11 protein-coding genes are annotated in these 12,535 nt (G+C 71.7%); 4 read left to right on the forward strand and 7 right to left on the reverse strand.

Annotated elements, in window-relative coordinates:
- Window positions 1–8: 8 nt before the first annotated feature.
- Entirely contained in the window at window positions 9–3,272 is a 3,264-nt protein-coding gene (locus J4573_RS36930; protein ID WP_208260749.1) for a GH92 family glycosyl hydrolase, read from the reverse strand.
- Window positions 3,273–3,403: 131 nt separating this feature from the next.
- On the opposite strand from J4573_RS36930, the gene J4573_RS36935 reads away from it, so the two are divergent.
- Window positions 3,404–4,480, forward strand: coding sequence for a LacI family DNA-binding transcriptional regulator (locus J4573_RS36935; RefSeq protein ID WP_307797194.1), 1,077 nt, complete (start codon window positions 3,404–3,406; stop codon window positions 4,478–4,480).
- On the opposite strand, the gene J4573_RS36940 is transcribed toward J4573_RS36935, so the two are convergent.
- The 3 genes from J4573_RS36940 to J4573_RS36950 form a co-directional block, all read right to left on the reverse strand.
- Window positions 4,458–4,826 carry a luciferase domain-containing protein gene (locus J4573_RS36940; RefSeq protein ID WP_208260750.1) on the reverse strand — a complete coding sequence of 123 codons (369 nt, stop codon included), beginning with the start codon at window positions 4,824–4,826 and terminating at the stop codon, window positions 4,458–4,460. The two genes, J4573_RS36935 and J4573_RS36940, sit on opposite strands and share 23 nt — an antisense overlap.
- Before the next feature lie 126 nt (window positions 4,827–4,952).
- Complete coding sequence (locus J4573_RS36945) at window positions 4,953–6,293, reverse strand: threonine/serine exporter family protein (RefSeq protein ID WP_307797196.1); 1,341 nt, start codon at window positions 6,291–6,293, stop codon at window positions 4,953–4,955.
- Window positions 6,294–6,383: 90 nt separating this feature from the next.
- Window positions 6,384–7,214, reverse strand: a complete 831-nt coding sequence (locus J4573_RS36950; RefSeq protein WP_208260751.1) for an SDR family oxidoreductase — start codon at window positions 7,212–7,214, stop codon at window positions 6,384–6,386.
- A 97-nt stretch (window positions 7,215–7,311) separates the two neighbouring features.
- On the opposite strand from J4573_RS36950, the gene J4573_RS36955 reads away from it, so the two are divergent.
- Window positions 7,312–8,148, forward strand: coding sequence for a helix-turn-helix transcriptional regulator (locus J4573_RS36955; protein ID WP_208260752.1), 837 nt, complete (start codon window positions 7,312–7,314; stop codon window positions 8,146–8,148).
- On the opposite strand, the gene J4573_RS36960 is transcribed toward J4573_RS36955, so the two are convergent.
- Window positions 8,075–8,761, reverse strand: coding sequence for a TetR/AcrR family transcriptional regulator (locus tag J4573_RS36960; protein WP_208260753.1), 687 nt, complete (start codon window positions 8,759–8,761; stop codon window positions 8,075–8,077). The two genes, J4573_RS36955 and J4573_RS36960, sit on opposite strands and share 74 nt — an antisense overlap.
- Before the next feature lie 103 nt (window positions 8,762–8,864).
- Window positions 8,865–10,088 carry an acyl-CoA dehydrogenase family protein gene (locus tag J4573_RS36965; RefSeq protein WP_208260754.1) on the reverse strand — a complete coding sequence of 408 codons (1,224 nt, stop codon included), beginning with the start codon at window positions 10,086–10,088 and terminating at the stop codon, window positions 8,865–8,867.
- Between the two features lie 46 nt (window positions 10,089–10,134).
- On the opposite strand from J4573_RS36965, the gene J4573_RS36970 reads away from it, so the two are divergent.
- The gene (locus J4573_RS36970) at window positions 10,135–10,881 is read left to right on the forward strand and encodes an SDR family oxidoreductase (protein WP_208260755.1); all 747 of its coding nucleotides are present in this window, start codon (window positions 10,135–10,137) and stop codon (window positions 10,879–10,881) included.
- Between the two features lie 7 nt (window positions 10,882–10,888).
- Window positions 10,889–11,845 (forward strand): quinone oxidoreductase family protein, encoded by a 957-nt coding sequence (locus J4573_RS36975; RefSeq protein ID WP_208260756.1) that lies wholly within the window; start codon window positions 10,889–10,891, stop codon window positions 11,843–11,845.
- A 9-nt stretch (window positions 11,846–11,854) separates the two neighbouring features.
- Here the strand turns inward: J4573_RS36975 and J4573_RS36980 are convergent, their stop codons facing one another.
- A complete protein-coding gene (locus J4573_RS36980) occupies window positions 11,855–12,532 on the reverse strand; it encodes a response regulator (protein WP_208260757.1) in 678 nt (225 codons plus the stop codon).
- Between the last annotated feature and the right edge of the window lie 3 nt (window positions 12,533–12,535).

The raw sequence follows: 12,535 nt of genomic DNA on the forward strand, positions 1-12,535 counted from the left end.
CCAGAGCGCTAGCCGCCGAACGCCCACGCGAACACGTGGAACGAGCCGCCGCCCGTGGACGGGGTGTTGAGCTTGAAGCTCTTCACCTGCTTGCTCGCGTCCAGCCCGATCGGCGCGGCGCCGAACACATAGACGTTGATCTTGTCGGGTGTCCCGTCGCCGCTGTTGCGGTACGGGGTCTTGGCGACGATCTCGTTGCCGAACCTGGGCGGGTAGGCGTCCGCGCTGAGCGCCCAGTCGCTCAGCCCCACCGTCGCGTTCTGCGTCGAGCCGTCGGTGTAGGTGACCGTCACGGTGGTCTGGACGTCGCCGTTGCCCGCCGAGCCGAGGAAGGCCAGCTTGCCCGCCTTGGGCGCGTCGGTCAGCTCGACCGTCTGGCCCATGGCCTGCACGTTGTCCAGCTGTCCGGGCTTGCGGCCCGGCCACCCGAAGGTGAAGCCGTTCCAGGTCACCTGCTTGCCGGGGCCGAAGCCCGCGGCGGCGAGCGCCTGGCTGGAGTACGACCAGCCGCCGCCGTCGAAGTTGGCCAGGCCCGGGTTGTCGTCGTCGGAGATGCCGGCGTTGTTCTGGTACCACTCGATCGTGCCCTTGTGGGCGACGTTGACGGTCACCCCGGCGTCACCGGCGCCCGGGATCTCGAACGGCACCGAGTGGTAGTCGACCTTGGCGTCGGCGGCGACCGAGATCGTCACCTGCTGGTCGGCGTGCCCGGACGCGGGCACCTTGAGCGTCCCGGAGGAGGGCGTGACCGTGATCCCGGCCGGCGGGTTCGCCTTCCAGGTCACGTCCCCGCCACCGGTCAGCGACTGCACCCGCAGCGTGGTGGTGCCGCTGCCGCCGGGCTCCAGCGGGATCAGGCCCGGGCTGACGGCCGTGAGGTAGGACCGGCCGCCCTCGCCGAACGACGGCGGCGCGTCGGCCTCCGCCGAGCCGAACTCGGTGTTGGGCGCCGAGCCCATCGTGAAGTCCAGCTTGCCGCCCTTGGACGCGAACGACTCCGGCAGCCACGCCTTGGAGGTCGCCTTGCCGTCGACCTTCAGCGACTGGACGTACGGCGTCGAGTCCGAGGCGCCCGGCGCGGTGATGGTGAACTGCTGCCCGGAGGACCGGCGGATCTCGATCTTGGGGAACTCCGGCCCGTTCACCATCAGCTCGGCACGGCCCGGGATCACCGGGTACATGCCCATCGAGGCCCACACGTACCAGGCCGACATCGTGCCGAGGTCGTCGTTGCCGACCAGGCCGTTAGGCGTCGGCTTGAACAGCTCGGTCCGCGCCCGCCGGACCACGTCCTGGGTCCGGTACGGCTTGCCCGCCCACGCGTACAGCCACGGGGACTGAAGCGAGGGTTCGTTGCCCAGGTAGGCCAGCGGCTCGTGCGGCCCGGCGTTGAGCTTGGCGAAGAAGGCGTCCAGCCGCTTGGCCGCCTCCTCTCGTCCGCCCATCGCGTTGAACAGGCTTTTCACGTCCGGATAGGTCATCCAGTGGTACTGGGCGCCGTTGCCCTCCACGTACCAGCCGGAGTCGGCCGGGTCGAACGGGCTGAAGAAAGAGCCGTCGGCGAAGCGCGGCTGGATCCACCCGTTCAGCGGGTTGTAGAGGTTCTGCCAGCCGTGCGAACGCTGCATGTACTTCTCGGCGGTCGCGTCGTCGCCGAGCCGCCCGGCCAGCTGGGCGATGCCGAAGTCGGCCGCCCCGTACTCCTCGGTGGTGGCGACGTCGCCCGGCACGTAGCCGAGCTTGAGGTACTGCGCGTTGCCGGGGCGCTCGGTGTAGCCGGACTTGGGCCCGACCCGTTCCGCGCCCGCCGTCATCGAGGTGAGCGCGCCCTTGGCGTCGAAGTCGCGTGCGCCGAACGCGTACGCGGACGCGATGATCGAGTGGTACGGGTCGCCGTTCATCACGCCGGTGACGGTGTTCTGGTGCGACCAGCGGTCCCACACGTCCCCGATCGAGTGCGCGTCGTCGTACATCGACTGGGCGATGTCGGAGGCGACGTCGGGCGCCAGGAACGACAGCAGCTGCGCCTCGCTGCGGTAGATGTCCCAGCCGGAGAACGTCGCGTACTGGTGATGTCCCTTGCGGACCTTGTGGGTGCGGTAGTCGAACCCGGTGTAGGTCCCGTCCGCGTCGTCGAAGACGTACGGCTGCAGGAACGCGTGGTAGAGCGCGGTGTAGAAGGTCTTCAGCCGGTCGGCCGCGCCGCCGGTGATCTTGACCTGGCCGAGCCGCTTCTGCCAGTCCTTGCGCGCGTCGTCGCGGACCTTGTCGAAGTCGTGCCCGCCGACCTCGCGCTTCAGGTTGGCCTTGGCGCCGTCGACGCTGACGTACGACAGGCCCGACTTCATCTGCACCGGCTGGTCGGAGTCGAACTGCAGGTAGAGCCCGGTGCCGGGGCCCTTGACGTTGACATCGCCGGTGAACGCGCGCCGCTCGGGGGTCAGCGGCTTGCCCGCCGGGCCGTTGTGGATCCGGCCGACCGTCTTCGGCGCGATCTGCGGCACCTTGGCGGGCGCCGAGCCGCGCGCGTCGGCGTCGCCGGGCTGGACCGAGTCGTCCTTCCAGGTGCCGTAGGCCTTCACGGGCCGGTCGAAGGTGGCGTGGAAGTAGACGTAGTACTGGTTCTTGGTGCCGCAGAAGCCGCCGGTCTTGGCCCAGCCGTAGACGGTGTTGCCCTTGATGGTGGCCTCGGCGTCCTCGACGCCGTTGATCGAGCCGGTGACGTTCACCAGGACGGTGCCGGGCTTACCGGCAGGGAAAGTGAAGCGGCCGACCCCGGCGCGGTTGGTCGCCGTCAGCTCGGTCTTCACCCCCGTGTCGGTCGTCACGCCGTAGTAGCCGGGGCTGGCCTGCTCGTTCTCGTGCTTGAAGGTCTGGACGTAGTCGGCGCCGTGTGTGGCCGGTGAACGGCCGATGGTGCCGGAGAGGGGAACGACCGGGAAGTCCTGCGCGCCCGTGCAGCCCGGGCCGCTGATGTGGGTCATCGAGAACCCGCGCAGGCGGTTGTCCTCGTACTTGTAGCCGCCGCCGGAGGTGCGGACGGTGTCGGGACTCCACTGCATCATCCCGAACGGGGTGACGGCGCCGGGGAAGTTCATGCCGGCGCCGCCGCCGTGGCCGAAGTCGGGTCCGCCGTCCTGAGAGCCGACGAACGGATTCACGTAGGAGGTGAGGTCGGGAGCTGCCGGTGCGGCGCTCGCCGCGGTGGGAGCGAAGGGAGCGAGGGGAACCAGGAGCAGGGCGAACAGGCCCGCCGCCAGGCGTTTGGACATGCCTTTCCTCCTCGGGGGTCAACCCGATGACAACGTTGTCAAGAAACCCGATCGTGATCTCTCTCGGTGCGGCCGTCAATGGCCGGATCAGGCCAGACGCCGCGCCGTGGCCGGATGACATCGTTGTCGTTGTGCGACCCACCATGCGCGAGGTGGCCGCTGCGGCGGGCGTCAGCCTCAAGACCGTGTCCCGGGTGGTCAACGACGAGGCCGGCGTGCGGCCCGACACCGCCGAACGCGTCCGTGCCGCCATCGCGCGGCTCGGCTTCCAGCGCAACGACCTCGCCCGGTCGCTGCGCGGCGGCGGGCGGACTCACAGTATCGGCCTGGTCATCAAGGACGTGGCCAACCCGTTCTATTCGCAGATCGCACGGGGTGTGGAGGACGTGGCGGGCGCCGGCGGGGGACTGGTCATCTCGGGCAGTTCGGATGAGGATCCCGAACGCGAGCGCCGCCTGATCCGTTCACTGTGCGAGCGGCGGGTGGACGGCCTGCTGGTCGTGCCGTGCGGCACCGGCCACGGCTATCTGGAGACCGAGCTGGCCCTCGGCACGCCGATGGTGTTCCTGGACCGGCCGGGCGACCTCGACGTCGACACCGTGCTCATCGACAACGTGGGCGGCGCGCGCGAGGCGGTCCGGCACCTGGTCGCGCACGGGCACCGGCGGGTCGCGTTCCTCGGCGACCTGCCGAAGATCTTCACCGCGCGGGAGCGGCTGCGCGGGTACGCCGAGGCGCTGGAGGAGAGCGGCATCGCCTACGACCCGGCGATCGTGCGGATGGGGCAGCACGACGTCGCGGGCGCCGGTCACGTGATGGACGAGCTGCTCGCCGTGCCCGACCCGCCGTCCGCCGTGTTCACCGGCAACAACCTGCTGACCGCAGGCGCGCTGCGGGCGATCCGCGCGGCGCGCGCACGGGTCGCGCTGGTCGGCTTCGACGACTTCGAGCTCGCCGACCTGCTCGCGACCCCGGTCACCGTGGTCGCGCACGAGCCCGCCGACATGGGACGCCGCGCCGCCGAGATCCTGGCGCGGCGCATCCGGGGCGAGGGCGGACCGCCCGCCCGCGTCCTGCTGCCCACCCGCCTCATCGTCCGCGGCTCCGGCGAGCTGAGCGGACCCGGTTCGGGAGAGTTCATCGGCCCGGAGGCCAACGAGCTGAGCGGCCCCGTCGCGGGCGACCCTAACGGTCCCGGCTGCCCCTGATGGCGGTCGTGAGGCGCCGGAGCGTTCCTTCGGGCGCGGCACGGGCCGCGCCGCAGGGCGCGTAGGAGTGCGGTGCGATATCGGCCGCCGTGCTGGCCTTGATGGCCACGCTCGCGAGCGACACCACCAGGGCCATGTCGGAATCGGTGTCCAGCCGTACCGCGATCCACTCGCTGTCCGGCTTGATCCGCACCCGCCCCGACTCGGTGAGCACGCCGCCGAGGCGCTCTATCACCGGACGGCTGAGCCGCAGCTCGGCCTCGTCGTCGGTGTGCAGGTGCATGATCTGACTGCCGCCCGCCGTCAGAGCGACGCCCATCCCGCAGTCGGCCCTGACCTTCGCCACCCCAGGCCAGGAGTTGAGCCGGTCGACTATCCGCCCGGCTAGGGAAATCGAGCCATTCCCGTGGGCTGCCACACCGCCATGGTTGCGCCCGATGGACACTCGGCGGAACCGCCTGAGTCGAAATCGTTACGCTCGGGTGCTGATGCGTCGGGTGGGACGAAGAATGCGGCGGGCGGGCCGGATCACGCGCAGCAGCTCGGCGCCGATGTAGACGCCCGCGCCGATGGCGAGCGCGGTCGCGAGCGCCTCGACGAGGATGAGCGCGCCCTGCCCGGTGTCGCCGCCGGTCAGCTCCAGCATCCCGCGGTACATCAGCGTTCCGGGCATGAGCGGCGCGATGCACGGGGTGACGCACACGAGCGCGGGCACGCGCCGCTGCCGCGCGTAGGCCGTGCCGAGCGCGCCGACGACCGTCGCGGCGATCGCGGTCGCCGGGGCGGCGGGCAGTTCCAGCTGCCGCAGCTCGACGTAGCTGCCCCACGCGAGCACGCCGCCGACCGCGACCGGCAGCAGGTAGGCGCGCGGCACCAGGTGGAACACCGCGAACGCCACCGCGATCGCGGCCGCGCCGAGGGTCTGTGCCGCCGCGACCGAACGCGGCGCGGTCGGCAGGTTCTCCAGCGAGATCGGCACGCCCCACCGCGCCGCGAGGTAGATGATCGAGCCGATCCCGCTCAGGATCGCGGTGATGGTGAACAGCACCTCGACCAGCCGCGTCGTCCCGGTGACCAGGTCGCCCGCGATGCCGTCCTGCATCGACACCACGAGCGCGCGCCCGGGGATGTGCGCGATGACGACGCCGATGATGACCGAGCCGGAACGGATCGGGGTGTCGCTCCAGGCGAGCAGCACCGTGACCAGCGAGCCGATCGCTGCGGCCAGCGCCATCTGGAAGAAGTCGGCGATGCCGCGGCGCCCCAGCCACTCGCCGGTGCGCTCGCCGAGCAGGGTGGCGACGAACGCCGCGACCGCCGCGTAGAACCCGCCGCCGACCAGCACCGCGCCCGCCGCGCCGAGCAGCGACAGCGCGCCGACCGTCAGCCAGTTCGGGTACACGGTCGGGCGCCCGATGATGTCGCTGAGGGCGAACTTGGACTCCTGCAGCGTGAGCCTGCCCGCGGCCGCCGCGCGGACCATCTCGTGCACGGCGACCAGCCGCGCGTAGTTCGGCAGCCTGCGCCGTACCCGCCGTTCGGCGGTGACCGGCGGCCGGCCGCCGCGCGGCAGGTACGACAGGCCGACGGCGGCGAGCGTCACGTCGATCTCGCAGTGCGGCAGGCCGTAGGCGTAGGTGATCCGGCTCATCGCCCGGTCCACCGACTCGGCGGTCTCGCCGCCCGCCAGCATCAGCTCGCCGACGCGCAGCGCCAGGTCCATGGTGGTGTACGCCTCGGCGCCGACGCCCGGCTCGTGCGCGCCCCGCAGGGCGGCCTCCATCGCGGCGTACTCGCCCGAATCCGACGTCACGGTCGGCCAGCGTAACCACGCGCGACCGGCCGTTCCGGCGTCCGCGCAGGTGATGGCCGAGTCTTTAGACGCGGTCTTCGGACGGGGTCCTCAGACTCCGAGCGCGCGCGACACCAGCCGGTCCCGGGTGCGGTCGGGCAGCTTTGTCAGCACGGCGAACATCCGCGCGTCCCGGCCCGCCAGCGTCCGCGTCGCCGCGCGTCGTGCGGTGAGCGCGTCGACGATCCGCTTCACGGCCGCGTCGACCGGCCCCGGCTTCATGTTCGCGGTCGCCTTCTCGACGGCGGCGGTCATCGGCCCGTACAGCCGCTGATCGGCCGCGGTGCCGCGCAGGCCCGCCGCGCGCGCCGCGTCGCCCGCCTTGTCGAAGATCTCGGTCTGCAGCGCGCCGGGCTCGACGAGCGACACCTGGACGCCGAACGTGCGCAGCTCCATCCGGAGCGTCTCGCTCAGCGAAGCGACCGCCGCCTTGGACGCCGCGATCGGCCCGAGCGTCGGCGCGGTCACCCGCGCGCTGATCGCGCCGACGTTGACGATCCGGCCGCCGCCCCCGGCGCGCAGCATCGGCAGCACGGCCTGGGTGACCGCGACCAGACCGAACAGGTTGATGTCGAACTGCCGGCGCCACGCCTCCATCGGCACCAGCTCGGCCGGGCCCTGGACGATGACGCCCGCGTTGTTGACCAGCGCGTCCAGGCCGCGGCTGCCGGTCCGTGCCTCGACGTCCTTGGCGGCAGCGGCGATCGTCTCCTCGTCGGTGACGTCCAGGACGAGCGGATGGACTCCGGCCGGGAGCCGATCGGTGTCGGACGCGCGCCGGACGCCGCCGTACACCTCCCAGCCCATTTCGGTGAGGCGGCGTGCGGTGGCCGAGCCGATCCCGCCGGCGGCCCCCGTGATCAGTACGGTGCGTGTGCTCATGCGCCCATGCTCCGCCGCCGGTTTGACCCTAGGCAGAGTGCAGTTAATGCTGTTAACCGGACTAACAGGCTTAAGCGCGCGTGTGGAGGTGGCCGCCATGCCGACCGCGACACAGGACCGGCGCAGGGAGCTGGGGGAGTTCCTGCGGTCCAGGCGGGCACGCCGCAGCCCCGAGGACCTCGGCCTGCCGCACGGGCCGCGCAGGCGCACGCCCGGCCTGCGGCGTGAGGAGGTCGCCGCGCACGCCGGGATGAGCGTCACCTGGTACACCTGGCTCGAGCAGGGCCGCCCGGCCCGCGTCTCGCGGCAGGTGCTCGACAGCCTCGCGCGGGTGCTGAGCCTGGACGCCGTCGAGCACCGCCACCTGCTGGAGCTGGCGGGGGAGACGCCACCGAACGAGGCGCCGCCGCCCCAGGTCGGTCCCGAGGTCCGCGACCTGCTGCGGCTGCTCGAACCCAACCCCGCGCACGTGGTCACCCGGTGCTTCGACATCGTCGCCTGGAACGCGCCGGTCGAGGAGCTGTTCGCCGGGCTCGCGGACCGGCCCGCGGCCGAGCGCAACGCGGTGTGGCTGACCTTCCACGAGCCCTGGATGCGAAGCTGGCTGGTCGAGTGGGAACGAGAGGCCCGCTGGCTGGTCGGCCTGCTGCGCAACGAGGCCGGACGGCAACTCGACAACCCGCGCTACGCCGAGATCGTCGGGCGCCTCCAGGCGACCAGCGCGGAGTTCCGGGAGTTCTGGGACGCCCACGACGTCATCCCGTTCACCGCGTCCAAGCGCCGCGTCCGGCATCCCGAACGCGGCGAGCTGACGCTGCGCTACGTGAAGCTGACCGTCGAGGACGACCCGGACAAGAGCATCATCGTTCACTATCCGGATGAGAGCGCGGCAGCCGCTCGCCGTGACGGAGCCGGTCCAGACCCAGCCAGATGAACTCCACGGCCATCCCCTCGGCCCGCTCGCGCGGGGTGTCGGGGTGCTCCAGCCACCACGAGACCATCGAGAGCATCGACCCGTACATCAGCGGCACCAGCAGCCGCGCCCGCCGCTCGTTGGCCTCCAGCTCGGCGGGCGTCATCTCCGGGTCGGCGCGGCGGCGGCGCAGCAGCAGGTCGGCGAACGCGGCGCCGAGCCGGTCGCGCATCTCGCGCAGCTCAAGACCCACCTCGGGCTTGTCGAGATGCCGTATCACCAGCGCCCAAGCGTCGGGCTGCTCGGTCGCGTAGTCGAACAGCACCCGCACCATCGCGCGGATCCCGTCCACCGACCCCTGCTCGGCGAGCACGGCGGCGTTGAGCCGGCCCGTGATCTCGCCGACGATCGCCTCGGTGACCTCGGCGAACAGGTCCTCCTTGGACGTGAAGTGCTGATAGAGCAGCGCCTTGGAGACCTGCGCGGCGGCGGCCACGTGCTCCATCTGCGTGAGGTGGTAGCCGCGCCGCCCGAACTCCTCCAGCGCCACGCCGAGCAGCTGCTCGCGCCGCTGGGCGTACGGCATCCGGCGCCGTACGCCCGGTGCCGCCGTGTCCCCCGTGGTGCCGGTCATGGGGCCGCCTTGTCTGGACTGAGGAGGGAGGAACGACCGACGAGGGAAGACGAGGCGTCGGCGCCCCATGACCCGGAGCGGCGGAGCCGCGACCATGAGCAGGTCATGTGCCGAGGTACTTACCCAGTTCAGCCCGCGCGACCGAGCGGACGTGCACCTCGTCGGGGCCGTCGGCGAGACGGAGCGTGCGCAGCCCGGCCCACATCGCGGCCAGCGGGGTGTCGTCGCTGACCCCGGCGCCGCCGTGCACCTGGATGGCGCGGTCCACGACCTCCAGCGCCACGCGCGGCGCGATGACCTTGATGGCGGCGACCTCGGCGCGGGCGCCCTTCGGGCCGTGCTTGTCGATCAGCCAGGCGGTCTTCAGCGTGAGCAGGCGGGCCTGCTCGATCGCCATCCGGGACTCGGCGATCTGCTGCCGCACGACGCCCTGCTTGGCGAGCGGGCCGCCGAACGCCTCGCGCGAGACGGCGCGCTCGCACATCAGCTCCAGCGCGCGCTCGGCCATCCCGATGGCGCGCATGCAGTGGTGGATGCGGCCGGGCCCGAGGCGGGCCTGGGCGATGGCGAAGCCGCCGCCCTCCTCGCCGACCAGGTTCGCCACCGGGACGCGCACGTCGGTGAAGCGGATCTCGCAGTGGCCGTGCTGGTCGGAGTAGCCGAACACGGGCAGCGGCCGGACCACCTCGACGCCGGGGGTGTCCAGCGGCACCAGGATCATCGACTGCTGCCGGTAGGGGTGCCCGTCCGGGTCGGTCTTGCCCATCACGATCATGATCTTGCAGCGCGGGTCGGCGGAGCCGCTGATCCACCACTTGCGGCCGTTGATCACGTAGTGGTCGCCGTCGCGCACGATCGAGGTGGAGATGTTGGTCGCGTCCGAGCTCGCCACGTCCGGTTCGGTCATCGCGAAGGCGGACCGGATCTCGCCGTTCAGCAGCGGCGTCAGCCAGCGCTCCTTCTGTTCGGGCGTGCCGAACAGGTGCAGCACCTCCATGTTGCCGGTGTCGGGCGCGGCGCAGTTGATGGCCTCGGGCGCCAGGTTGGGGGAGCGGCCCGTGATCTCGGCGAGCGAGGCGTAGTCGGTGACGCTCAAGCCGTGCGCCGGGTCCTGCGCGTCGGGGAGGAAGAGGTTCCACAGGCCCCGCTTGCGGGCCTCGACCTTGAGCTCTTCGACGATGGGAGGGACGGTGTGTTCCTGACCGGCGGCGCGCAGCTCGCGGCGCTGGGCCGCGTAGACCGGCTCGGCGGGGTAGACGTGGGAGTCCATGAAGTCCTGCAGCAGGCCGAGGTACTCCTGGGCCCGCGCGCTCAAACCGAAGTCCATTCAGCTATAGTAACTGACGGGTCAGTTACTTGTGGAGGGAGCACGGATGACGGGCTTTGAGGGGGCCGGGAAGGTCGCCCTGATCACCGGCGGCGCCAACGGGATCGGCGCGGCCGTCGCACGCCGCCTGGTGGGCGAGGGCGCAGCGGTCGTGCTCGCCGACGTCGACACCGAGCGCGGCACCGAGCTGGCCAAGGAGCTGGACGGCGCGTTCGTGCGCTGCGACGTCCGCGAGCCCGGCGACAGCGAGGCCGCGGTCGCGACCGCGGTGGAGCGCTTCGGCGGGCTCGACCTGGCGTTCCTCAACGCGGGCATCGCCGGCGGGGGAGACCTCGGCGACAACTTCGACCTGACCGCTTACCGGCGCGCGATGGGCATCAACCTCGACGGCGTCGCGTTCGGCGTGCACGCCGCGCTGCCCGCCCTGCGCGCACGCGGCGGCGGCCAGATCGTGGCGACCGCGAGCATGGCCGGCCTCACCGCCACCCCGTTCGACCCGATCTACGGCGCCAACAAGGCGGCCGTGGTCGGGCTGGTCCGCGCGCTCGGCCCGACTTACGAGCCCGAGGGCATCCGCGTCAACGCGCTGTGCCCCTCGTTCGCCGACACCGACATCCTCATCCCGATCAAGGACCACCTGACCGAGACCGGGTTCCCGATCCTCGAGGTCTCGGACGTCGTCAACGCGTTCATGAGCATCGTGAGCTCCGACGGCACCGGCGAGGCGTGGTTCGTCGTGCCCGGCCGCGAGTCCGGCCCGTTCACGTTCCGCGGCGTACCCGGCCCGAGGTAGGAGAGACATGCGCGCGATCCAGATCACCGAGTTCGGCGGCCCCGAGGTCCTGAACGTCACCGAGCTGCCCGACCCGGTCGCGGGCGAGGGCCAGTTGCTCATCGACGTCTCCCGGGCCGGCATCAACTACGCCGACACCCACCAGGCCGAGAACAGCTACCTCTCGCCCTCCACCCTCCCGATGGTCCCCGGCGGCGAGGTCGTCGGCACCACCGCGGACGGCCGCCGCGTCGTCGCGCTGGTCGGCAGCGGCGGCTACGCCGAGAAGGCGCTCGCGCCGCAGGCCCTCGCCTGGGACGTGCCCGACGGCATCGACGACGTCACCGCGCTCAGCATGGTCGTCCAGGGCGCCACCGCCTGGGTCCTGCTGCGCCGCAGCGTGCACATGGAGCCCGGCGAATCCGTCGTCGTCCATGCCGCCGCCGGTGGCGTCGGAACGCTCGCGGTCCAGCTCGCCAAGGCCTGGGGCGCCGGACGCGTCATCGCCACCGCCTCCTCCAAGGAGAAGCGCGAGCTCGCCGTCGAGCTGGGCGCCGACGTCGCGATCGACGCCAACGAGCCCGACATGAAGTCCGCGCTCATCACCGCCAACGGCGGCAAGCGCGTCGACATCGTCCTGGAGATGACCGGCGGGACCGTCACCGACGACAGCCTGAAGGCCCTCGCCCCGTTCGGCCGCCTGGCCTTCTACGGCATGGCCTCCCGCAAGCCGCCCGCACCCGTCCAGCCCGCCAACCTCATGTCGCACTCGACCACCATCGCGGGCATGTGGCTGGCGCACGTCTTCCAGCTCCCCGGCGACATCATGCGCCAGGCCCTCGGCGACCTGTTCGCCCTCGCCGCCGACGGGAACATGCGCGTCATCAACGGCGGCGAGTACGGCCTCACCGAGGTCCGCAAGGCGCACGAGGACATGCGAGCCCGCCGCACCAGCGGCAAGCTCATCCTGGACCCGTCCCGCTGACGTGGGCCTCTAGCCGACCAGGCCGTTCTCGTAGGCGTACACCACGGCCTGCGTGCGGTCGCGCAGGGTGAGCTTGGTCAGCACGTGGCCCACGTGGGTCTTGACCGTCTGCTCGGCCAGGACCAGTTCGCCGGCGATCTCGGCGTTGGACAGGCCGCGGGCGATGAGGCGCAGCACGTCCAGCTCGCGGGGCGTGAGCGAGGACGTCGCGGTCGGGCTCGGGCGCTGGTGGCGGCGGCGCCGGGCGAAGTCGCCGATGAGCCGCCGGGTGATCGAGGGGGCCAGCAGCGCGTCCCCGGCGGCGACCACGCGGACCCCGCTGACCAGGTCGGCCGCGGAGGCGTCCTTGAGCAGGAAGCCGCTGGCACCGGCGCCGAGGGCCTCGTAGACGTACTCGTCGAGGTCGAAGGTGGTGAGGACCAGCACCTTGGGCCGGAGCCCGGCCGGGTCGACGTCCTGGTCCTGCTGGTCGCCGACCAGCTCGGCGGTCGCGGCGAGGCCGTCCATCTCGGGCATCCGGATGTCCATCACGATGACGTCCGGGTCGAGCTTGCGGGCCATCTCGACCGCCTCGCGCCCGTTGCCCGCCTGACCGATCACCTCGATCTCGGGATCCGAGGACAGCAGGGCGGCGAGCCCGTCGCGGATCATTACCTGATCGTCGGCGATCAGCACACGAATCGTCACGAG

Source organism: Actinomadura barringtoniae, assembly GCF_017573505.1.
GTDB lineage: Bacteria > Actinomycetota > Actinomycetes > Streptosporangiales > Streptosporangiaceae > Spirillospora > Spirillospora barringtoniae.

Excerpts from the sequence above, each read along its gene's own strand:
- J4573_RS36970 (WP_208260755.1), top strand. The coding sequence starts at position 10,135 with ATGACGGGCTTTGAGGGGGCCGGGAAGGTCGCCCTGATCACCGGCGGC.
- J4573_RS36950 (WP_208260751.1), bottom strand. The coding sequence starts at position 7,214 with ATGAGCACACGCACCGTACTGATCACGGGGGCCGCCGGCGGGATCGGC.
- J4573_RS36955 (WP_208260752.1), top strand. The coding sequence starts at position 7,312 with ATGCCGACCGCGACACAGGACCGGCGCAGGGAGCTGGGGGAGTTCCTG.
- J4573_RS36965 (WP_208260754.1), bottom strand. The coding sequence starts at position 10,088 with ATGGACTTCGGTTTGAGCGCGCGGGCCCAGGAGTACCTCGGCCTGCTG.
- J4573_RS36960 (WP_208260753.1), bottom strand. The coding sequence starts at position 8,761 with ATGACCGGCACCACGGGGGACACGGCGGCACCGGGCGTACGGCGCCGG.
- J4573_RS36930 (WP_208260749.1), bottom strand. The coding sequence starts at position 3,272 with ATGTCCAAACGCCTGGCGGCGGGCCTGTTCGCCCTGCTCCTGGTTCCC.
- J4573_RS36975 (WP_208260756.1), top strand. The coding sequence starts at position 10,889 with ATGCGCGCGATCCAGATCACCGAGTTCGGCGGCCCCGAGGTCCTGAAC.